Source organism: Streptomyces sp. NPDC000878 (assembly GCF_053599695.1).
Genome location: NZ_JBSFMT010000040.1, coordinates 11,443 through 32,790 on the forward strand (window position 1 = coordinate 11,443; position 21,348 = coordinate 32,790).

A 21,348-nucleotide genomic window follows, 5' to 3' on the forward strand; every position below is an offset into this window, starting at 1 on the left:
CACACGGGCCGACTCGACGGCCCGCTCCAGCTCGCCGTACCGCCCCCGCCACCACTCCACATCCAGCCGCGTACCCGCCGTATGGTCCCGCGAGCCGGCCCGCCGGAACATGGCCTGCCGGGGCGCGCCCGGCTTCGAACAGCCCCGGGCGACAGCGCCATGATCAGGCAGCCCGTCAACTGCCGTCGGAGGTCCCGGCGCCGCCGCACATGCGCCCGTGAACAGCGAAACATCCGATGCCCTGACCGCCGCGGTCGCCTCCCTGTCAACACTCGATGACGAGCGCCGTACGAAACCCTTTCGGAAACACACCGGTGACATAACAGCGCTCCGTCCTAATAATTTCATCATCCGGCTCCCGCCTCATTGGCTGCAATTCGCATCCATGACCACCCGCCGACCTCACACCCCGTCGCATGGCGTTTCGCGATTCGTGTCCCGCCCAGCGAACGCCGATCCACGGGCACCCGTCGACCGCGGCCCCGCGGCCGAACCAAAGCGAGGAATGAGCATGGACACCTTGGCGAAACACGTCACCAGTCCGAGGGTGCCGGCCGGGCGAGGGCGTTCTGGCGGCAACCACCGCCCAGGCGTACGACTTTCGTTCTCCACGCACCGCGATCCGATGTGACCCATCACGCGCACCACGCCTCGCGCAGGACCGCCTTGGGCTGAATCACAGTCGGGTCCGCGCGACCGACAGCCGGCGCCACATGCCGGATCTCACCCAGGCATCTCCACACGGTGCAGGCGGAGAGCGGGCCGCAAGAATTCTCCATTCGGCCCCAGAACCGCCCTGCCCGGCTCCAATGGCCGCTGACCATACGCTCAGAGGAATCACCATGATCAAGGCTTTGGTACGGAAGGCGGTCGCGACAGCGGCAGCCTTCGGTCTCGGCGCGGCATTCGCCGTCGCCTCCGCGGGGAGTGCGTCGGCGTATCAGCCGAGCCAGACGAACTTGTACGTGTCGCAGGACAGCGCCGCGTGCAACAAGAAGCCCTGCGTTCTCTACCCGAAGTCGGCCCAGCTTCCGAGCGGCCGCATCGTGGCGTCGTTCGAGAACAGCAAGGGCGACCCCGTGGGACAGACGCTGCCCGTCTACAAGAGCGACGACGACGGCACCACATGGCAGAAGCTGACCGATCTCCAGGCCCCCGCCTACCTGTCCAGCGACTCCCAGTACGCGAAGTACACGAGCAACTGGACGAACCCGTACCTCTACGTGCTCCCGCAGGACGTCGGGTCTCTGAGTGCCGGCACACTGCTCCTGGCCAGCGTCGTCTCGGGCGACGACCCTTACTACAAGGAGCACAAGGCCGCCGACCCCAACTGGACACCGGACGGTGACGGCGACCGCAAGGACGTGGCGATCGCCTTGTACTCCAGCACCGACGACGGCGCGACCTGGAGCTTCAAGAACATCATCGCCGCCGGTGGATGGGCGGGCAGCCGCGTCTCGAACGCCAACACCTACGGGCAGTCCGACCCGGTCTGGGAGCCGTACCTGGTCGCCCGGAACGGCCAGCTCGTCGCCTACTACTCCGACGAGCACGACTACCTCGGCTTCGACGCCACCACCGGAGTACCGAACCGCGACCCGGACGACGACACGGCCACGGACTCGTACAACCAGATCCTCGTGCACAAGACCTGGAACGGCAGCAGCAGCACGTCCTGGAGCAGCCAGCCGATCGTCGATGTCCCTGGCACGACCGAGAACCTCAACGGAAAGACGCTGATCGGCAGAGGCCGCCCGGGCATGACCACTATCGCCGAGACCACCGACGGCAAGTGGCTGCTCACCTACGAGTACTGGGGCGGCGGCACGAACGTGAGATACCGGATCGCGGACGACCCGCTGAAGTTCTACCCGAACAGCGTGCCGGACCTGCCGGTCACCGACCTGCCGGTGCCCTCCGGGGGGCGCGCGATGTCGACGGGCGGCAGCCCGGTGCTCGTCACGCTGCCGGACGGACGGATCATCTACAACGCCAACGGCAGCAGCAGCATCTGGATGAACGAGTCCGGCAAGAGCGACGGCACCTGGAAGGAATACCAGACGCCGGTCACCAACGGTTACAGCCGCAATCTCCAGTACGTCGAGGGCACGGGACGAGTCGTCATCCTCCAGGCCGACTTCGGCACGGGATACGGCCCCATTCGCTACGGCGAGGTCGACCTCGGCCGGTCCGAGGGTTCCTACAGCACGCTCGTCAACCGCGCGACCGGTCAGGCCCTCAGCCCCGACGCCGGCAAGACCCAGGACGCCAACCTCACGGGAGACGCCCCCGACCTCGTCCTGCGGGACCGCAACGCGACGGACGACACCCAGCGCTGGCACCTGACGGACAAGGGCGACAACGTCAGCCTGCTCAACAAGGCCGGTGGCCGCTCGGCCGCCATCTGGACCGGCAGCGCGACAACCGGGCAGAAGCTCGCGCAGTGGGTCGACGACGGCGCCACCGACAAGCAGTGGACCCTCGTACCCTCGACCGACGGCTACTACAAGATCCGGTCCGTCCGTAACACGAGCCTGTTCATGACCGGCGCGAGCCAGAACGGCGCCGTCGACCTCCAGGCATCGATCAGCACGTCCGGCGGTGCCTCGGCGGACGACTCGCAGGAGTGGCAGCTCGTCCAGGACCCCCTGCCGACGGACTCGACCTTCACCCTGAAGGGCGCCAACTCCAACCGCTGCCTCGACGTGCCGAACGGCCAGACAGGTGTGCAGGTGCAGATCTACGACTGCTCCGGTAACGCGAACCAGACCATCACGCAGACCACGGCGGGCGAGCTCCGCGTCTCCGGCAAGTGCCTCGGCGCGGACGGCAACGGCACCACCGCGGGCACCAAGGTCATCCTCTGGACCTGCAACGGCTCGAACAGCCAGAAGTGGTGGTTCCGCCTCGACGGATCCGTCATCAACCGCTCCAACGGTCTGGCGATCGACGTGACCAGCTGGGGCACGGCCAACGGGTCGAAGGTCCAGCTGTGGACCGCCCTCGGCAACGCCACGCAGAAATGGAGCCGCGGCTAGCCGATCCAGCGGGGTGTGGCCGCGAGACGCGGCCGCACCCCGCTCTGCCATGCCCGGACGGGGTGGTGTACGCCGCCCGCTCGCGGCCGGCTCCCCGCCCAGGCTCCTCACGGTCCGGGGTGGCGGCGATGTCCATCCGGAACACGTCGAAGCCACGATCCACGGCGCATCCGCCCTTCTCCACCGCTCCGAGCACCGGTGACGACAACCAGCCGTCCAGCCAGACCCGTGGGGCCCGACGCGCTCAGGCCTGTCCGGGAGGCGTCCGGGCGGATCGCGTCGGCCGACTGGTGCCGCTTCAGCCAGCAGTCCGTGCACATGTCTGACTGAGGCGCGATTCGGACCAACACCGAGCGCGTCGTCGAGGTCGTGTTCCCGCCCGCCCTCGCCGGGCTCCTTGGCGGCACCGGCTGGATGGCCTCAGGTATGTCCCCGTAGTCCGCTGCGGGTCGCTGGGGACGAAAGAGGGCCAGGAGGCTCCCCGCTGCTGTCGCAGGGAGCCTCCTGGCCCGCGGTGTTCCCGAGGTCAGCCCGGCAGGACCGTGACGGGTGTGGTCATGGTGCGGGTGTGGTCGACGATGCGCTCGTCTCCCTGCAGGGTCACCTGGACGGGGAAGCCGGGGTCGCCCGCCGACCGGGCGACGGTGAGCGTGAGGTCACCGGGCTCGACGCGTCGGCGAAGGTCCGTCCCGCTGAAGGCGGCCATGTCCGTGTGGACCTGGAACTCGACGACACGGGTCGCACCGGCGTCCAGGTCGACGCGGGCGAACGCGATGAGCTGGCGGACGGGGCGGGTGACCGAGGCGACCGGGTCGGTGAGGTAGAGCTGGGGCACACAAGTGCCGGGGCGTTCACCGGTGTTGGAGACCCTGGCCCGTAGCGTGATCGTCGCGTCGACGGGCACGGCGGCCGCGTCGACGGACACCTCCTCGATCTCGAAGGTCGTGTACGACAGACCGTGCCCGAACGGGAACGCGGGCGTGGGGTCGATGTTGCTCACGCCGTCGCTCTTGAGAGCGAGCGGTGGCGCCAGGTACGTGCCCGGCTGGCCCGCCTCGTCGCCGGGGATCTGGACGGGCAGGCGCCCGGAGGGGTTGATCCGGCCGGAGAGGACGCCGGCGATCGCCGCCGCGCCTTCCTCGCCGGGGAAGAACGCCTGGACGGTGGCGCCCGCCGTCGAGGCGTGGCGCCCGATCGCGTACGGGCGGCCCGAGACCACGACGAGGACGGCTCGCCTCGCCGCGGCGAGGACGGCCTCCACCAGTTCGTCCTGGACTCCCGGGAGTGTGAGTACGCCGACGTCGCACCCCTCGCCGGAGGTTCCGTGTCCGAACATGCCGGAGCGGTCGCCGACGACGAGGACAGTCACGTCGGCCGCGGTGGCCGCGGCCACCGCTGCCGCGATGCCGCTGCGGTCGTCCCCGGTGACCTGGCAGCCGGTCTCGTGGTGCACCTCGACGCCGGGGAACTCGTGCCGCAACGCGTCGAGCACCGTGGGCGCCTCGATACCCAGGGGGATGTCGGGGTGGTGGAGCAGTACGTGGTTGGGGAACGAGTAGCAGCCGAACAGGCACTGGGAGTCGTCGGCCGCGGGGCCTATGACGGCGACGGAACGCGCACCGGCGAGCGGCAGCAGGTCCGAGGGGTTGTCGAGCAGGACGACGGACTCCTCGGCCAGCGCGCGGGCGACGGAGCGGTTGCGGGGCGAGTCGAAGTCCGCGGGGGCGGTGTACTGCCCGGGACTCCAGTCGGGGTCGAGCAGGCCGAGTTCGGCCTTCTGGGTCAGGACCCGCAGCACGGCGCGGTCGACAAGCTCTACGGGGACACCGTTGTCGAGGAGCGCATCCCCGTATGCGGTGGTGTGGGGCAGTTCGACGTCGATCCCGGCCCGGAGTGCGACACGTGCCGCGTCCGGGATGTCGGCCGCCACGTTGTGCAGGGAGGCGAGGAACGCGATCGCCCAGTAGTCGGACACGACCGTGCCCTCGAAGCCCCAGCTCTCGCGCAGCAGCCGGGTCAGGAGCTCCTCGCTGGCGCCGCAGGGCACGCCGTCGATGTCGTTGTAGGCGTTCATGACCGAGCCGACACGGCCCTTGACCACGGCCTTCTCGAACGGGACGAGGATCAGGTCGGCGAGTTCGCGGGGGCCGACGGCGGCGGGGGCGTGGTTGCGGGCGGCCCGGGAGGCGGAGTAGCCGGCGAAGTGCTTCAGCGTGGCGACGACTCCGGCCGACTGCAGCCCCTGCACATAGGCCAGGCCGAGTTCCGACACGAGGTAGGGGTCCTCGCCGAGGGTCTCCTCGACCCGGCCCCAGCGGTAGTCGCGTACGACGTCCACGACGGGGGACAGTCCCTGGTGGATCCCTACGGCCGCCATGTCCGAGCCGATGGCCGCCGCCATGCGGTGGACGAGGCCCGGGTCGAAAGTGGCCGCCCAGGCGAGCGGCGTGGGGTAGACCGTGGCCTGCCAGGCGGTGAATCCGGTCAGGCACTCCTCGTGGGCGATGGCCGGAATGCCGAACCGGTTCGCCGCCGTCACCCGCTCCTGGAACTCCGCCAGGTGCTTGCGGCCCTCTTCGGGGTCCACCGGCGCCGTTCCGAACACCCGGGTCAGATGCCCGAGACCGTCGACGATCGCCTCTTCGAAGCTCTCGGCGCCGCGGAAGGTGTCCTGCATCGGGGCCACGTCCCCGGAATCGTCGTGTCCGGGCCAGGTACTGCCGAGCTGCGCGATCTTCTCGGTCTCGGTCATGGCGTCGAGAAGGGCCCGCGCGCGAACGGACGCCGGCAGGGCAGGATCGTTCCACAGCCCGGTCGTCGGGCGCTCGTCGCTGATCGTCAAGGTCTCATCCGTTTCTGTGGGGGCGCGCGAGAGCCGCGCAGGGGGGCCTAAAGGGGTCGAGGAAGCACCGCCGGCCGGTACAGAAGGAGCCCGGACGCCGGTCCGGCGGTCATGGGGAGGCGGACGCGCCGGACAGCGTCATGGGGAGGTGTCGATCGGCGCCTGTCGGCGCCCGGGCCCCGGTTCAGGTGGCGTCCCGCCCGGCGGACCCGGCGGGACGCGGTCCCGTCACTTGCCGCCGGCTCCCATCAGGCCCGCGACGAGAGCCCGGCGGGCGAAGAGGTAGACGACGAGGATGGGGACCGCGGACAGCAGCACCGCGGCCAGCAGGGCCGGCACGTTCGCCCCGTACTCGGAGACGAAGTTGTACAGCCCCAGCGTCACCAGCTTCTTGTCGCTCGACTGGGTCATGATCAGTGGGAACAGGAAGCCGTTCCACGCCTGCAGGGCCGTGAAGACGCACGTGGTCGCGATGGCCGACCTCGACATCGGGACGACCAGCGTCAGCAGGGTCCGTGCCGGGCTCGCGCCGTCCAGTGCCATGGCCTCGTACAGCTCGTTGGAGATGTCCCGCATGCCGCCGCTGAGGACCAGCACGCTCACCGGCAGCGCGAACGCGGCGGTGGGCAGGATGATGCCCCACAGGGTGTCGTAGAAGCCGAGATTGTTGATGATCAGGAAGAGCGGGATGATCACCGCCTGCGAGGGGATCGCCAGGCCCAGCAGGAACAGGCGGAACGTACCCCTGGTCATCCAGCCCCGTCCACGCACCACGGCGTAGCTGATCGGGATCGCGAGCGCCAGGACGATGGCGACCGTGCCCACCGCGACGACGACGGTGTTCCAGATGTACTGCAGGAAGCCGCTGTCCAGAACCGTGCGGAAGTTCTCCAGGGTCACGGTGTCGGGGATCGAGACGGGGCCCTTGTCGGTGTACGTCGTCTGCGGCTGCACCGCAGTGTTCACCAGCGCGTACAGCGGGACGCCGATGATCACCAGCCAGACGAAGGCGGCGGCGCCGGCGAGGTAGTTCGGGCGCGTCCTCACAGCCCCTCCATCGTGCTCGTCATCTTGTCGTACCCACTGAGCTTCGTGAGGAGGACCGAGGCGGCGGTGGCGAGCAGCAGCAGGAAGCTGGCGATGGCGCTCGCGTAGCCGTAGTCGTAGGTCCGGAAGGCCGTCTGGTACATGGAGAACGGCAGGATCGCCGTGTCGGTGCCGGGGCCGCCGTTGGTCAGCAGCAGGACGATGTCGAAGGCCGTGAGGCCGCCGACGACCATGAAGATGGTCGAAGTGATCATCGTGTTGCGCAGCTGCGGCAGTGTGATGTGGACGAACTGCCGGACCCGTCCCGCGCCGTCGATCGCGGCGGCCTGGTAGAGCGTGTGCGGGACGGCCCGGGCGGCGCCCTGGTAGAGCAGGCTGTGGAAGGGGACGAACTGCCAGGTGGTCACGAGGACCAGGCAGGCGATCGCGCCCTGCTGGGTGCCCATCGGATTGGTTCCGAAGAGCCATTCGAACTTGGCCGGCAGACCGAAGTTCGGGTCCAGCAGTTGGCGCCACATGATGGCCGTGGCCGCCGTGGACAGCAGCAGCGGCAGGAAGAACACCGCCGACAGGATCGCCCGGTTGCGCTGGTGACCGGCCGCCCAGACGCCCAGCAGGATGCTGACCGGCGCCTGTACCACGATGTTCCCGATCAGCAGGACCCCCGTGACCAGGGTGGACTGCCAGACCTGGCTGTCGCCGAAGAACCGCGACCAGTTCTCCGCACCGGTGAACTGCGGTGCGTTCAGGCCGTCCCACTGCGTGAAGGAGAGGTAGAGCACGCCCACCATCGGCGCGACGGCGAAGACGAGGAAGAACAGCAGCCCGGGAACCGCCCAGGCCACGCCGGGCCGCTCCAGGGTGGGCGGAGCGGCCCGGTCACGAACCCGTTGCTGGTGCACGGGCCGCGAAGTCGTTGCGGAGACCACGTGGACGCGCCTTCCTACTTCTTGATCGCCAGAACCGCGCTGACGAACTGCTCGGGCGAGCTCTGGCCATTGAACAGCTTCTGGATCTCGGTCAGCAGCGGCGTGCCGAGAGTGAGGCCGAGCGCCTGGTCCCAGGACTGGGTGAAGGCGGGGGCCTTCTGCACCAGGTCGTACTGGAACTTGGCGTACGCCGGGTCGGCCGCCTTGGTGAGATATTGCGCGGCGTTGGAGGTGACCGGCACCTCACCCTTCTCGACCAGTCCCTGCACGTAGCTGTCGCTGTAGGTGGTCTTCAGGAAGTCCGTCGCGGTCTGCTTGGCGGCGGAGGTGGTCACCGAGAGGTAGTTCGTGGGGTTGCCGACCACGTTGGCGGCGTCGCCCTTGCCCCCCTCCACGGAGGGGAAGGCCACGTATCCCAGGCCGTTCTTGGCGAAGTCGGGGTCCTCGCTCTGCTGGGTCGCGTACTCCCATGAGCCCATCAGCACCATCGCCGCCTTGCCCTTGTTCAGCAGGGTGGTGGTACCGCCGGGGCCGTAGGCGACCGATCCGAACTTGTTGCCGAAGGCGCCGCTGTCCACCAGCTCCTTGATCATCTCCGCGGTCTTGAGGATGGCGGGGTCCTTCCACTGCGTCCAGTCGCCGCCCTGGATCTTGTCGAACAGCTCCGGCCCCGCGAGGCGGTCGACGAGGTACTCGACCCACATCAGTTCGGTCCACGAGGAGCTGGCGTTGCCGGCGAGCGCGAAGGGCGTGATCCCCTTGCCCTTGAAGACCTTGACCAGGTTCTGCAGCTCGGCGTAGGTCTTCGGCGGCTCGACCCCGGCGTCGGCGAAGACCTTCTTGTTGTAGAAGAGGAACACCGGCTGGGTGCCGCGGCAGGGGATGCCGACCAGCTTGCCGTCGACCTTGCCCGCGGCCAGGGCGGAGGGCAGGAAGTGCGACTCCAGGGCCGTGTCCAGGGTGACCAGCTTCCCGGCCTTGACGTAGTCGTTCAGGCTGCCGCCGCCCCAGTTGAAGAACAGCCCGGGCATCTTCGCCGAGCCCATCGCGGTCCGCAGCTTGTCCTTGTACCCGTCGGTGGCGATCACGGTCATGCTGACCTTGCCCTTGCCGGCGGAGCTGAAGGTGTCCACCGCCGCCTTCTGGACGGAGTTGGTCGGGTCCTGCAGCGTCCAGAAGTCCACGTTGCCCGTGGGCGAGGACGTGGAGCTGCCGGACGAACCACAGCCGGCCACGGTGACGCTCAGCGTGGTCGCCGCCGTAGCGGTGAGGAACCATCTCCGGGACACACTGTTCATCGTTGAACACCTTTCGAGTCGGCAGGATCCCTTCGCGGGTGCGCTGCACCCAGCAGGCCGTCCCGGGCCTGCCCGCACTGAGGGATCTGAGGCGATGGCCATGACCGTCAGGTGCTGTTGCGCAAGTGTTGCGGTTCCGTTGCTCCTGCGGTTGAGCTGGCGTCGGTCACGTTAAGCGGCGCAATTCGGCCGCGGCAATATCGGAGCGAAATCACTTCCGAAAGACTTTCGTAGTCCGAGGGCTTGCGGAACCGGCTCAGGTTCGTCCCTATTTCCCGGTTTCGTGCGGCGCCGTGGACATGCGCACGACCAGTTCCGTCGCGAGCTCCCTGCGCGTCGTGGCGGGAGGCCGGCCCTCGGCAAGGTTCAGCAGGACCCGCGTGGCCTCCTGGCCCAGCTCCCTGAACGGCTGTCGTACGGCGCTCAGCGGCGGCGAGGCCATGGCGGCCACGAGGGTGTCGTCGAACGACATCACCGACAGCTTGCGCGGCACGGAGATGGCCAGCTGGCGGGCGGCCTCCAGGGCGCCGAGCGCCTGGACGTCGCTCGCGGCGAAGAGTGCGGTCGGCCTCTCGTCCCGCGCCAGCACACTGCGCGCGGCACGCAGGGCCTCGCCGTAGTCGAAGTCCGTCGACCGCACGAGCGTGGGGTCGTAGGCGATCCCGGCCTCCGCCAGGGCGGCCCGGTAGCCGTGCAGGCGCGCGGACCCGGCCAGCGAGTGGGACCGTCCGGCCAGCATGCCGATCCGGCGGTGTCCGAGGTCGATCAGGTGCTGGACGGCGGTCGTCGCGCCGTGCCAGTTGGTCACCCCGATGCTCGGGATGTCCCCGGCCGGCGCGTTCAGGGGATCGACCAGCACCACGGGCAGCCGCTGGTCCAGGATCCGGCGTTCCTCCCGCTCGGCGAGAGTGGAGATGACGATGACGACCCCGAGAGCGTCCAGTCTCGGGCACTCCTCCAGCCACTGGGCGATCGAGCGCCGGCCCGTCGTCCCGACGGTCGTGTGGAGACCGATCCCGGCCGCCGACTCCACGATGCCGCGGACCACTTCCAGGGTGTACGGGCCGGCCAGGTCCCGGAACACCGCCAGGATCTGCCGTGGCCGCCGGGCCTCGGTCTCCCAGGTGCGGACATAGCCGCGTTCGGTCAGCAGCGCCTCGATGCGGGCCCGTGTCGCCTCCGACACGTCGCGTCGCCTGTGAACGACCTTCGACACAGTGGCGGGCGAGACACCGACCTCGTCGGCTATCGAGGCGAGAAGCCCGTACTGGGCGTTCCGGCGCGACCTGGCTGGGCCCGTCACAGCGGCGTGGACCTCCCCTTCGGTCTCCGTCGACCTGCGCTGAGTATGTGCTGAGTGAACGTACACGCCGGTTCGATCACGGCAGGCCGGGTCAGAGCGTCGAACCCCCCGGACACCTGCGGAAACGCGAGAACTCAGGGGTCACGAAAGTCTTTCGCGCTCCGAGCGGCCACCTCTTGTACGCTCCCCGCAGCCTGTTCGAGCCGCTCAGGCACGTTACTTCCGGGAGGCCGGGAATGCCGGTGCACAGCATCCACGACACACAACCCGCCGACCGCTGGGAGGACGCCTTCCTCTCCGGCAACGGCGAGTACGGAATCATGGTGTTCGGGCATCCCCACCGGGAGCGGATCGTTCACAACCACCACCGTTACGTGCTCCCCAACGAGTCCCTCGGGATGTGGCCGCCGGCCGTCGCCGACCGTCTTGAACAGGTTCGCGACCTGGCCCTCGCCGGGGAACGGGAGCGGGCACAGCGTGAGTTCTCCGACGGCAGGGGGATGGCCTGGACCCAGGCCTTCCACCCGGGGCACATGCTTCATGTGGACACGACGGCCGGGGACGGCCCTGTCGAGCACTACCGCCGGGTCACCGACTTCGCCACCGGCGAGGTGCGGGTCACCTGGTCCGACGGGGAACGGGAGTGGGTACGGCGTGCGTTCGTGTCGCGCACCGACGCCGTCGCGGTCGTCGAGATCACCGGTCCGCGGCTCGACCTGGCCATACGGCTGTCCGGAGAGCTGTCGGGCCGCCCCGCCGAGGTCACTTTCACGACGTCCGCCGAGGTCACCGGGGACGGCGAGGCGTCACTCGCCGTCGTGGGCGAGTATCCGCCCGGTCCCGGCGCGGCGGGATTCACCGGTGTGACCCGGGCCGTCGTCACGGGCGGCCGGGTCGCGGCGGAAGGGGACACGGTCCGTGTCGAAGGAGCGACGCGTGTCGTTCTGCTGACCCGGATGGACCGGTCGGCGCCTCTCCCCCGCATCGACGCGCTCCGCGCGGTCCTGGCCGAACTGCCCCCCGAATACGACGAGTTGCTCTCCCGGCATGCGCCCGTCCACGGCGAACTCTACGGCCGCGCCGAACTCGACCTGGGTGTGCCCGACAGCGACCGCGGCCTCCCCGTGGGCGAGCTGACCGCCCGTGCCGACACCAAGACGCTGGACGGCGCGCTGACCGAGGCGCTGTTCCACTCCGGCCGCTACCTGCTGCTCAGTTCCAGCGGGGTGCTTCCGCCCCGGCTGACCGGGCTGTGGCTGGGGGAATGGGGCGCCGCCTGGTCCGGCGACTACACCACCGACGCCAACATCAACCTCCAGATGGCCGGGGCGGTCCTCACCGGCATGCCCGAACTCATCGCGCCGTACGCCGCACTGATCGGCGGGCAGATCGACGACTGGCGCACCAACGCCCGCACGATCTACGGCACCCGCGGCATCCTCGCCCCGAGCCGGACCGACGGCGAACACGGGCTGCTCTTCCACCTCGACGACGACTGGCCCTGGACGATGTGGCTGGCGGGCGCGGACTGGCTGTTGTACCCGCTGTACGAGTACTGGCAGGCGACCGGCGACGACGACTTCCTCGCCCGTACCCTCGCCCCCTGGCTCGTCGAGGCCGCCGTCTTCTTCGAGGACTTCCTCGTCCGCGAGGACAGCGACGGACACGTCGTCCTGGTCCCCTCCTACTCCCCCGAGGTCGGCCCTCGCAACGGGCGGGGCATGTCCGGGGTGAACGCCACCATGGACCTGGCCGCGGCCCGCCACGCCCTCACCACCGCCGCCGACGTCTGTACCCGTCTCGACATCGAGCAGGCCGCGGTCGGCCGCTGGCGCGCGCTGGCGGAGCGGCTGCCGCCCTACCGTGTGGACGACCAGGGGGCGCTCGCCGAGTGGGCGTGGCCGGGACTGGAGACCGCCGACGACCACCGGCACATCAGCCATCTCCACCCGGTGTGGCCGCTGCACGACATCACCCCGGACGACACCCCCGACCTGGCCGCCGCCGCCCGCGAAGCCCTGCTGCGGCGAGGTGACGAGAACATGTCCGCGCACGGCAGCCTGCACCGCGCCCTGGTCGCCGCACGCCTGAAGGACAGCGAGACGGCGAAGGAGAACGTCCTCAAGATCGTGGGCCGCAACATGGTCTTCCGTTCGCTGATGACCTCGCACAACCCCGATCTGGAGATCTACAACGCGGACGCCGCCCACTGTCTGCCGGCCGTGGTCGTGGAGATGCTTCTCGACTCCCGGCCCGGGATCGTGGAACTCCTGCCCGCCCGGCCCCCGGAGTGGCGGTCCGGCAGCCTGCGCGGCATCGCCACGCGTGCCGGGGTGGGGGTCGACGAGCTGACCTGGGACGTGACCGAGGGCTTCGCCCGCGTGGTCCTCACGTCTGCGCTGGAACGGGACGTCACCCTCGTGTGCCGTGCCGGCGCGGAGCGACGACAGACCGTGCACCTGCGGCCGCACACCTCCACCACGGTGACCGTCCGGCTTGTCTGATGCCTCGACGCGAACACCTGGTGCCGACGGCGCCGCCGACACCAGGTGTTCGCGTCGAGGGCGCTCACTCCGTCCCGACCGGGCGGCGCGCCGCCGTCGAGGTGCGCAGCACGAGTTCCGTCGCCAACTCCATCCGGGACGACGCGGGCGGGCGGCCTTCCGCGAGCTGCACGAGCACCCGGGTGGCCTCGGCGCCCAGTTCCTGGAACGGCTGGCGTACCGCGCTCAGCGGCGGGCAGGCCATGGCCGCGACGAGGGTGTCGTCGAAGGACATGACCGCCAGGTTCTCGGGGACGCTGAGCCCGTGCTGACGGGCGGCCTCCAGGACGCCGAGCGCCTGCGCGTCACTTGCCGCGAAGACGGCGGTGGGTGGATCTGCGGAGCGCAGGATCTGCAGGCTGGCGAGCAGCCCTTCCTCGAAGTCGAAGTCGGTCGAGCGCACGATCGCCGGATCGTACGCGATCCCCGCCTCCTCCAGCGCGGCTCGGTACCCGTGCAGCCGCGCGGCCCCGGCCAGCGAGTGCGAGCGGCCCGCGACCATGCCGATCCTGGTGTGCCCGAGCTCCAGCAGGTGCTGCACCGCTTCCCTGGCCCCGCTCCAGTTCGTCACCCCGATGCTCGGGATGTCGTGGCTCGGCGCGCTGAGCGGGTCGATCAGCACCACCGGCAGCCGCTGCTCGACGATCCGGCGCTGGTCTTCCTCGGCCAGCATGGAGATGACGATGATCAGGCCCGCCGCGTCGAGTGCCACGCACTCCTCGAGCCACTGGGAGATCGAACGATGACCGGTCGTCCCGGTCACGACGTCCACGCCCATCTCGTCCGCCGCGTCCACGATCCCGCGGACCACTTCCAGCGTGTACGGCCCCGACAGGTCCCGGAACACCGCGATGATCTGCCGCGGCGCCACGGGATCACGCTCCCCCGCGCGGACGTACCCGTGCCGCGCCAGCAGTTCCTCGACCCGTGATCGCGTCGCCGCACCGACGTCGGGGCGCCGGTGCACCACCTTCGACACGGTGCTCAGCGACACTCCCGCCTCACAGGCGATGCTGGTCAGCAATCCGTACTGCGCGTCCTCGCGCGTCCTGCCCCGACCTGTCACTCGTGCGCCTCGCCTTTGAGCTGCCACTCGAAACTCCGCCGCCAGCCAACAGGACGAAACACCCGGTGACAAGGCTGCTGCGTCGACTGCGACCATCGCCGCACCGGTCTCGCTCACCGTGAATCGTCGACAACGCACACGACGGCGTCGGCCGCTCCGTGTTCGCCACACCCGCTTCGGGTGTACGGCAGAGCCTGCGACAGGGCCGAAGGGGCTCACACGTCATCTCGCCACCGTGGTGGGCCGAACCCGCTCCGAGTCGGTCGACGTGCCACGACGCGTGACCCGGCCCTCGCCCCCTGCTCCCCGCCTCCTCCTTCTGACCGGTACCGGCTCGGGTACAGGCGCAGCCGGGAACCGGTGTTCCACGAGGACAGTTCGTGGAACACCGGTCCGTTCACCCGCGCACCCGTCACCTACTGGGTGTCCACACACGGACCGTACGAAGGATGTATGCCTGGAGGTGGATGCGCGGGGCCGGGCGTCAGCCCTCGCCGCGGATCAGCTCGGCGGCGCGTTCGCCGATCATGACGCTCGGGGCGATGGTGTGTCCGCTGATCAGCGTGGGGATCACCGAGGCGTCCGCCACCCGCAGCCCGGTGACACCGCAGACCTTGAGCTGCGGGTCTACCACGGTCCGCTCATCGGAGGGGTCGCCCATCCGGGCCGTCCCGACCAGGTGGAAGGTGGTGTACATGGTCTTGAGGATGGCCTCCTGGAACTCCGCGTCGGAGGCACCGACAGCGGGGTAGACCGTCTCGGTGTACGGGGCGAGGGACGGCGACCGGGTGACCTTCTGTGCGTGGCGCATCGCCTCGATGAGGTCCCGCAGGTCGTCGGGGTGGCTGAGGTACTGGGGGTCGATCACGGGCTTGTCGTGAGGGCTGGCGGAGGCCAGCCGCAGGGTGCCGCGGCTCTTGGGGTGCAGCAACACCGCCCAGACCTTGTAACCGCTGCGCTGGTCACCGCCGGTGGCTCCGGCGACCGGGTTGTCGTCGCTGATGTCGGGGTTGTAGTCGAAGAGCAGTTCGTAGTCCGGGACGGGGGAGCCGGAGGTGCGGGCGACGAAGCCGACGCCGTTCTGGGAGAAGAAGGCGGCGGGGCCGCTGCGGTCCAGGCGCCACTGCGCGAAGGACTCCTCGGAGAGGGGATTGCCCTGGTAGGAGCCACCGACGCCGGCGGGCGCGACCGCGACCACCGGGGCTACGGGGTGGTCGTGCAGGTTCTCGCCGACGCCGGGAAGGTCCGCGACGACGCCGATGCCGTGCTCGCGCAGGTGCGCGGCCGGGCCGACGCCGGAGAGCATCAGCAGTTGCGGGGTGTTGATGACACCGGCGCACAGGACGACCTCACGCTCGACGTCGAGGGTGTGCTCACTGCCGCCCTGCTCGTAGACGAGGCCGGTGGCCCGGGTTCCGTCGAAGACGATCCTGGTGACCAGTGCCTCGGTGACGATGCGGAGGTTGGGGCGGGCACGGACCTCCTCGGTGAGGTAGGCGTCGGCGGGGGTGCGGCGGGTGCGGGCCTTGAAGATCGTCTGGTAGCGGTCGGCGACATAAGGGCTGGCACCGGCGACGTCGCCCCGCGGCCCGTAGCCGGCTTCGGTGAAGCCTTCGAGCAGGACGTCGGGGAGGCTGGTGGGCGAGGTTACGTCGGTGAGCGTCATCGGGCCGCCGGAGCCGCGCCACTGCGAGGGGCCACGGTCGGTGTCCTCGATACGCTGGTAGGTGCTCAGGGCCTGCGCTCCGTCCCAGCCCTCGGCTCCCTCCTCGGCCCACACGTCGTAGTCGCCCAGGGTGCCGCGCAGCCACGCGCCGATGTTCAGCGCACACGAGCCGCCGACGACCTTGCCCCGCGGGTGGGTGATGGAGCGGCCGCCGATCCCCGGCTGCTTGGTGGTCTCGTACTGCCAGTCGGCCTCGCTGCCGTGCAGCGCGAAGAAGGCACCCTGGGTGTAACTGGCCTCGTTGGTGTTCTCCTTGCCGGCCTCCAGGAGGACGACCTCGACGCCGGGGTCCTCTGTCAGTCGGGCGGCGATGACGGGGCCGGCCGTTCCGGCGCCGACGATGACGTAATGGGGACGGGACATGTGAAGCAACTCCTTGCCTGTGGCGCGTGGTTGGGGAACCCACCACACCCACGCGCACATCTGTTCGATGTCGGGGAATATCGTCCGTAATGTTCTTCTGGTGGAGACGGCTCGCAGCGATCGTCCGCAGCTGACCCGGCGAGGGATCGACATCACCGGAGACCGACGTCACCGGAGGAAACCGCCGACCCCGCGTCGCGACCCGAACCGGCCCGTGTCCACCGACGGACCGGCCAGGTGGCGGTTCCCCGGCCGGTGCGCGCTCACCGGTTCAGCCGAGGCCGATCTGCGAGTAGAAACTCTGGTTGTCCCAGAACAGGAACTCCTCGTCCATGGTGCCCCGCCGGTTCCAGATGCCGACCGTGGCCATGTTGATGGCGTACTTCTTGCCGGTCGGCTGGATGAAGCCGCCGTTCCCGTCCGGCATGGGGCGGGTGAAGGTGCCCTCCATCACACCGGTGACGCAGGTCAGTTCGTTCTTCGCCACCCGCAGCGGATGCGACAGGATCCGCGTGTCGGGCCCCCACACGAACAGGGCGGCGAGGTCGGCGATGTGCTTGTCGATGCCGTCGGTGTAGTGCCCGTCGGGCCAGTGCGCGCGGATGTTCTGCGCGTGGCTCTCCCCCAGTCGCGCCCAGTCGGCGTGGGTGAACACCTCGAAGTCCAGTTCGTCGAAGGTCTCCAGGTGCTTGCGCTCGGCACGGGTGAGGTTGTGCGGGAAGGGCGGGTTCGGCACCGGCGTGGTGGCCGGGTCCGGGAGCAGGCCCGGGTACCGCGTGCCGGCCTGTGCCAGGCTCTCGCCGCTGGTGACAGCGGTGATGGCGAGCGCGCCGAACGCGGCGGCGGCTCCACCCTTGAGCATGGAACGACGCTCCATGGTGAGTTCTCGATTCTCGTGATGAACGCTCGCGACGAGCGCTGATGGTGAACCTTCGGACGAAGGCCCCGGGCCGTGACGGCCCGGTCGGAATGTGGCTTTGTGCGGGAAGCCCGGCGCTCCGCTAGCCCGCGGTCGGGGAGAACTCCCCCGTGGCCCAGGCGTGGCTGGCGCTCACGATGGCGGTGACGACGTCGAGTTCACGCTCGTCACGAGGCCCGTAGACCAGCACCATGCCCGGAGTGAGCCTGATCCCGGCGAGGGGATGGGCGACGGCCCAGCCGTGCCGGACGGCGTCGGCCGCCAGGCCGACCGGCAGTGCGACGTGCAGCGAACCGTCGTGTCCGGGGTGAAGATGGGCGAACTCCCGGACCTGCGGCACGAGGAAGGCTTCTTCGGACCCGCCGGTGCGCGCTCCCGTGAACATGAAGCCTCGCGCTCCGGGAACGGAGATCGCCGACTGCCCGGTACCGACATCGGCCAGCGCGCTCAGCCGGGCGAACAACTTCTCCTGCAGTTCCTGCGGCGAGTTGTCCGAGATCTGCTGCTGGGGAATCGTCACGCTGATGCGTGGCCGAGGCCCGGCCCGGTCGGGAAGCCCGTCGGGGAGAATCGGCCAGCGAGCCGGCTCCCGGTCGGGGAATCCGTGGCGGGCCAGGCAGTCGGCCCGCTTCGCGAGCCAGCCGGCGAGGACCGCGAGCGCGCCGGTGGCGATGCCGTGCCCCACCGGGTCCTGCCGGGCGATCGTCGACGCCCCGGACTCCTCGGTCAGGTAGCGCCAGGTACGGTCGAGCAGTTCACGCGGAATGACATGGTCATGCTCACCCTGGGCCACGAAGACCGGCACCCCGGCGAGCCGCGCCGGCGTGGTGGGCACGCCCGCGTCGAAGGGCAATGTGCCGTAGAGGATCGCGGCCCCGGCGAACCGCTCCGGGTTGTCCAGCACCAGCCCGCCCGCGAACGCCGCGCCACCGCTGAAGCCGACCAGCACAACCGGACGACCGGGCGGGGCGATCTCGTCGAGCCAGGCGTTGAACCAGTCCATGGTGGCGCGCAGGGACTCCGCGACCGGGCGGCCTATACCGCGGTTTGCGAACCAGGCGAACCCGGGCCCCTCCGCGAGGGGTGCGCGTACGGCGGCGTACGACAACCCGGACGGCAACACGTCAGCGAGCGCCATGATCTCGCTCTCGCGCGAACCGCGGCCGTGCAGCAGCACGACCAGCGGAGCCACCGCGTCGCCCCGGCTCACCACGATCGGGGGCCCGAACGGGGACCTCGACCTGTCAGCGTCAGTCGTCATGACCGGTTCTCCTCAGCCGGTCGGGCCGAGCAGCGTCCACCAGGACTGCCAGCACCGGCTTTGACTCGCGGCGGGTACGGTCCGGCGACCGCTGCCTCACTGAGGGCGGAGCCCGCCTTGTCCACTCCGGAGATCGCGGCATGCACGACAGACCCCATTCATTGACTAGTCAGATATTGACACGGTAACCATCAATGCTCGACTGCACAATATCTGACTAAGCAAATTTCTCGGGGGTAGGATCGTCGACATGTCTTCCGCGACTCCCATCGACGATCCGCTGATCACCACCTTCGGTCGCCTGGTCGAGGCCTACAGCCGACTGGAGCAATGGCTCGGATCCGCCATGGAGTCCGAGGCCGGGCTGCCGCATGTCTGGTTCGAGGTACTCATCCGACTGGCCCGGTCAGAGGGGGAACAGTTGACGATGAGCACTCTGGCCGACCAGATTGCGCTCACCACCAGCGGCGTGACCCGCCTGGTGGACCGCATGCAGGCGGCGGGGTACGTCGAGCGGCGCCCGTGTCCCACCGACCGCCGTGTCTCCTACGCGGGCATCACCGCCGCCGGGTACGAGGCACTCGACCGAGCGGCCGTCGTGCACGCCCGCAACCTGCGGAAGGCCTTCGACGGCTTCACCCCACAGGACCTGGCCTCACTGGACGCCGTGCTCGACCGGGTACGCGAGGCCGGGTCCCGATTGCCCCGACTGCCATGACGCCCAGGCGTGGCGCTGTTTCCGCCCACCGCCGGGCAAGTGGTTTGCGAGAGTCGGAAGACGACGACCGGCTTGACCGTGGCCCCGGACGCGGATTCCGCGAACGCCGTGTCGATGTCGTCGAACTTGCAGTGCCGGATGAGCTTGTCGAGGGGAAGCGCCCCTGCCCGTACAGCTCGACCAGTCGCGGGATGAACAGGTGGGGCACGTAGCTGCCCTGGACGATGGTCTTGAACGTCCACCCCTTCACCAGGGACTGCCCGGTCTCGAACGGTGTCTCGGTGCCGGGCGCAGCGGCTCCGACCAGGGCCGGCGTGCCCCGGATGGACAAGTGCGCCGACCAGCGGGGCCAGTACGCCGGGGATGCCGGTGGTGTCGAGGATGTTGTTGACACCGCTGCCGCAGGTGATCCGCATCAGCTCCTCGGGGACGTCGGTGCTGCGCCCGTTGACCGTATGGGTGACGCCGAGTTCTTTCGCCAGTTCCAGGCGGGAGTCGTGTACGTCCACCGCGACGGTCGTGGTGCAGCCGGCGACCCGGGCCGCCATGATCGCGGCCAGGCCCACCGTGCCGGCACCGGAGACCGCGCAGGACGATCCGGCCGGCGGACGGAGCTGGATGGAGCACGTCGCCGAGCACGGATCGGCACTGGCGCACAAGGCGAAGCCCGTGCTCACGGCGACGCTCCAGCAGGTCTTCGGCATGGCCGAGGGGCTGCTCGACTACACCCGGATCGACGACCCGGACGACATCGTGTGTACGACTCAGGGGCGGCCCATGTGTCCGGACGCCGAGGTGCGGATCGTCGACGAGCCCGGCCACGACCTCCCCGACGGACAGCTCGGTCTGCTGCTGACCCGCGGCCCCTACACACCGGCTGGCCACTACCGGGCCGCCGAGCAGAACGCGCGAGCCTTCACCGCCGACGACTGCTCGTCGGTCACCTGCTCGTCGGTGAAGGCGTGCACGGTGTGGGCGTCACGGAACAGGAGATCCAGAGCGGTGGAGTCAAGTACGCAGGGTCCCTCGCACGCAAAGGTATCGTTGACGCAAAGATGATTGTCATGGCAACTATCTGGCTGAGTAGCATTCCCGTGTGGCAGAAGAACCTTTCCTGGACGCCGATCGGGAGCACGCCTGGCGCGCGACTCTCAAGGGGCACGCACTGCTGGTGGCACGCCTGGACGCGGACCTGCGGGAGCATGCGGAGATGTCGTTGATCGACTACGACGTCCTCGTCCAGTTGTCCGAGGCACCGGATCGGCGGCTGCCGATGGCGGAGCTGGCCCGGGCCGTGGTCTACAGCCGAAGCGGTCTGACCCGCCTGGTCGATTCACTGGAGCGCCGCGGACTGGTCGCACGGGAGCGCAGCAGCAGCGACCGCCGGTCCTGGTACACGGTTCTCACCGGCCGGGGGCTCGAGGCACTGGAGGACGCCTGGCCGGTGCACGCAGCCGGCGTGAGAGATCACTTCGCCGCGCACACGAGCCCCGAACAGGCCCGGGTACTCGCCACCGTGTTCGGCTCGGTCATCGCGAAGCTCGCCCCCGGCAGCACGGAGCTGCGCCACTACCACCCCGACGGACGAGACACGCCCTGAGCCCCGGCGCCGAGGCGGCGGTCCGGCAACCTGCCCGCGGCCCGTATTCGCCTCGTACCGGAAACAGCCGCACGAGTCGTCCACGCACATCGAGTGCGTGCGGCGGCGTGCACGGCGCCGCACGTTGCCCGAACGACGCGCTCAGCTCGCGGCGACCAGGGCCTCCTTCGCCTGGGCGAGGCCTACGACCCGCCCATTGAGCCCGCCGAACTGGTGCAGGTCGCCGCCGACCTCGATCCGCCCGGAGACCACGACACCGCCCGCTTTCAGCGGCGTGAAGCCAGTCGCCGAGATGAGGGACTCGATCGTCGACTCGGCGGCCACGTCGTCGGTGGCACAGAACAGCACCGCGCGCTCGGGCTCCCGATTGGCGTCGGCACTCAGCGACTCCGCGCCCAGCGTGCCGAAAGCCTTGCCGAAGTACGCGCCCTGCGGGACCAGGGCGGCCACGAGCCGACCGGAGGCCTCGCCCTCGGGGAGCGTGCGCCGGAAGCCGCCCTTGCCGCCGGCGGCGAGCGGGTTGGAGGCGTCGACGACGATCTTGCCCCGCGCCAGCCGAGCTCCGACGTTGCCCGCTCCGATGACAGCCGTGGTCATGACCTGCCCCCTTGCCCTGGTTGCGGATCACCCGGGACGAGCTGAGCGTCACACGCGCCACACAGGTGATCAGTACGACTCCCCGCGGGTGACCTTGC

14 protein-coding genes and 3 pseudogenes are annotated in these 21,348 nt (G+C 69.6%); 5 read left to right on the plus strand and 12 right to left on the minus strand.

Going from position 1 to position 21,348, the window contains the following annotated elements; genetic code table 11:
• Positions 1-842: 842 nt before the first annotated feature.
• Positions 843-3,038 carry an RICIN domain-containing protein gene (locus ACWDR4_RS29785; protein ID WP_450413189.1) on the plus strand — a complete coding sequence of 732 codons (2,196 nt, stop codon included), beginning with the start codon at positions 843-845 and terminating at the stop codon, positions 3,036-3,038.
• Positions 3,039-3,564: 526 nt separating this feature from the next.
• Here the strand turns inward: ACWDR4_RS29785 and ACWDR4_RS29790 are convergent.
• The 5 genes from ACWDR4_RS29790 to ACWDR4_RS29810 form a co-directional block, all read right to left on the minus strand.
• Complete coding sequence (locus tag ACWDR4_RS29790) at positions 3,565-5,880, minus strand: beta-xylosidase/alpha-l-arabinosidase (RefSeq protein ID WP_450413190.1); 2,316 nt, start codon at positions 5,878-5,880, stop codon at positions 3,565-3,567.
• 228 nt (positions 5,881-6,108) lie between these two features.
• Entirely contained in the window at positions 6,109-6,927 is an 819-nt protein-coding gene (locus tag ACWDR4_RS29795) for a carbohydrate ABC transporter permease (protein WP_450413191.1), read from the minus strand.
• Positions 6,924-7,856, minus strand: a complete 933-nt coding sequence (locus tag ACWDR4_RS29800) for a carbohydrate ABC transporter permease (RefSeq protein ID WP_450413192.1) — start codon at positions 7,854-7,856, stop codon at positions 6,924-6,926. Before ACWDR4_RS29800 ends, ACWDR4_RS29795 begins: the two co-directional genes overlap by 4 nt.
• 14 nt (positions 7,857-7,870) lie before the next feature.
• Positions 7,871-9,154 (minus strand): ABC transporter substrate-binding protein, encoded by a 1,284-nt coding sequence (locus ACWDR4_RS29805; protein ID WP_450413193.1) that lies wholly within the window; start codon positions 9,152-9,154, stop codon positions 7,871-7,873.
• 268 nt (positions 9,155-9,422) lie between these two features.
• Positions 9,423-10,457 (minus strand): LacI family DNA-binding transcriptional regulator, encoded by a 1,035-nt coding sequence (locus ACWDR4_RS29810; RefSeq protein WP_450413194.1) that lies wholly within the window; start codon positions 10,455-10,457, stop codon positions 9,423-9,425.
• A 236-nt stretch (positions 10,458-10,693) separates the two neighbouring features.
• Between ACWDR4_RS29810 and ACWDR4_RS29815 the strand changes: the two genes are divergently transcribed.
• Entirely contained in the window at positions 10,694-12,961 is a 2,268-nt protein-coding gene (locus ACWDR4_RS29815; RefSeq protein ID WP_450413195.1) for a glycosyl hydrolase family 95 catalytic domain-containing protein, read from the plus strand.
• Positions 12,962-13,025: 64 nt separating this feature from the next.
• On the opposite strand, the gene ACWDR4_RS29820 is transcribed toward ACWDR4_RS29815, so the two are convergent.
• The 4 genes from ACWDR4_RS29820 to ACWDR4_RS29835 form a co-directional block, all read right to left on the minus strand.
• Positions 13,026-14,024, minus strand: coding sequence for a LacI family DNA-binding transcriptional regulator (locus tag ACWDR4_RS29820; protein ID WP_450413196.1), 999 nt, complete (start codon positions 14,022-14,024; stop codon positions 13,026-13,028).
• Positions 14,025-14,550: 526 nt separating this feature from the next.
• Positions 14,551-16,155, minus strand: coding sequence for a GMC family oxidoreductase (locus tag ACWDR4_RS29825; RefSeq protein ID WP_450413197.1), 1,605 nt, complete (start codon positions 16,153-16,155; stop codon positions 14,551-14,553).
• 271 nt (positions 16,156-16,426) lie between these two features.
• Positions 16,427-17,032: an ester cyclase gene (locus tag ACWDR4_RS29830; RefSeq protein WP_450413198.1), complete on the minus strand. Its 606-nt coding sequence runs from the start codon at positions 17,030-17,032 to the stop codon at positions 16,427-16,429.
• 124 nt (positions 17,033-17,156) lie between these two features.
• Positions 17,157-18,335 (minus strand): luciferase domain-containing protein, encoded by a 1,179-nt coding sequence (locus ACWDR4_RS29835; RefSeq protein WP_450413199.1) that lies wholly within the window; start codon positions 18,333-18,335, stop codon positions 17,157-17,159.
• Between the two features lie 250 nt (positions 18,336-18,585).
• Between ACWDR4_RS29835 and ACWDR4_RS29840 the strand changes: the two genes are divergently transcribed.
• Positions 18,586-19,053: a MarR family winged helix-turn-helix transcriptional regulator gene (locus ACWDR4_RS29840; RefSeq protein ID WP_450413200.1), complete on the plus strand. Its 468-nt coding sequence runs from the start codon at positions 18,586-18,588 to the stop codon at positions 19,051-19,053.
• A 383-nt stretch (positions 19,054-19,436) separates the two neighbouring features.
• On the opposite strand, the pseudogene ACWDR4_RS29845 reads toward ACWDR4_RS29840, so the two are convergent.
• Positions 19,437-19,757, minus strand: a pseudogene (locus ACWDR4_RS29845) (zinc-binding dehydrogenase); the annotation flags it as partial.
• Between ACWDR4_RS29845 and ACWDR4_RS29850 the strand changes: the two are divergent.
• Positions 19,672-19,914: pseudogene (locus tag ACWDR4_RS29850) on the plus strand (AMP-binding protein); the annotation flags it as partial. The pseudogenes ACWDR4_RS29845 and ACWDR4_RS29850 sit on opposite strands and share 86 nt — an antisense overlap.
• Positions 19,915-19,970: 56 nt before the next feature.
• Here the strand turns inward: ACWDR4_RS29850 and ACWDR4_RS29855 are convergent.
• Positions 19,971-20,051, minus strand: a pseudogene (locus tag ACWDR4_RS29855) (malonic semialdehyde reductase); the annotation flags it as partial.
• 98 nt (positions 20,052-20,149) lie between these two features.
• On the opposite strand from ACWDR4_RS29855, the gene ACWDR4_RS29860 reads away from it, so the two are divergent.
• The gene (locus ACWDR4_RS29860; protein WP_450413201.1) at positions 20,150-20,653 is read left to right on the plus strand and encodes a MarR family winged helix-turn-helix transcriptional regulator; all 504 of its coding nucleotides are present in this window, start codon (positions 20,150-20,152) and stop codon (positions 20,651-20,653) included.
• 141 nt (positions 20,654-20,794) lie between these two features.
• Here the strand turns inward: ACWDR4_RS29860 and ACWDR4_RS29865 are convergent, their stop codons facing one another.
• On the minus strand, positions 20,795-21,250 hold the full coding sequence (locus ACWDR4_RS29865; RefSeq protein ID WP_450413202.1) for a hypothetical protein: 456 nt from the start codon (positions 21,248-21,250) through the stop codon (positions 20,795-20,797).
• Between the last annotated feature and the right edge of the window lie 98 nt (positions 21,251-21,348).

What these genes read in the sequence shown, in the direction of transcription:
- ACWDR4_RS29785 (WP_450413189.1), top strand. Translation starts at nt 843, where the DNA reads ATGATCAAGGCTTTGGTACGGAAGGCGGTCGCGACAGCGGCAGCCTTC.
- ACWDR4_RS29805 (WP_450413193.1), bottom strand. Translation starts at nt 9,154, where the DNA reads ATGAACAGTGTGTCCCGGAGATGGTTCCTCACCGCTACGGCGGCGACC.
- ACWDR4_RS29815 (WP_450413195.1), top strand. Translation starts at nt 10,694, where the DNA reads ATGCCGGTGCACAGCATCCACGACACACAACCCGCCGACCGCTGGGAG.
- ACWDR4_RS29825 (WP_450413197.1), bottom strand. Translation starts at nt 16,155, where the DNA reads ATGTCCCGTCCCCATTACGTCATCGTCGGCGCCGGAACGGCCGGCCCC.
- ACWDR4_RS29830 (WP_450413198.1), bottom strand. Translation starts at nt 17,032, where the DNA reads ATGGAGCGTCGTTCCATGCTCAAGGGTGGAGCCGCCGCCGCGTTCGGC.
- ACWDR4_RS29835 (WP_450413199.1), bottom strand. Translation starts at nt 18,335, where the DNA reads ATGACGACTGACGCTGACAGGTCGAGGTCCCCGTTCGGGCCCCCGATC.
- ACWDR4_RS29840 (WP_450413200.1), top strand. Translation starts at nt 18,586, where the DNA reads ATGTCTTCCGCGACTCCCATCGACGATCCGCTGATCACCACCTTCGGT.
- ACWDR4_RS29865 (WP_450413202.1), bottom strand. Translation starts at nt 21,250, where the DNA reads ATGACCACGGCTGTCATCGGAGCGGGCAACGTCGGAGCTCGGCTGGCG.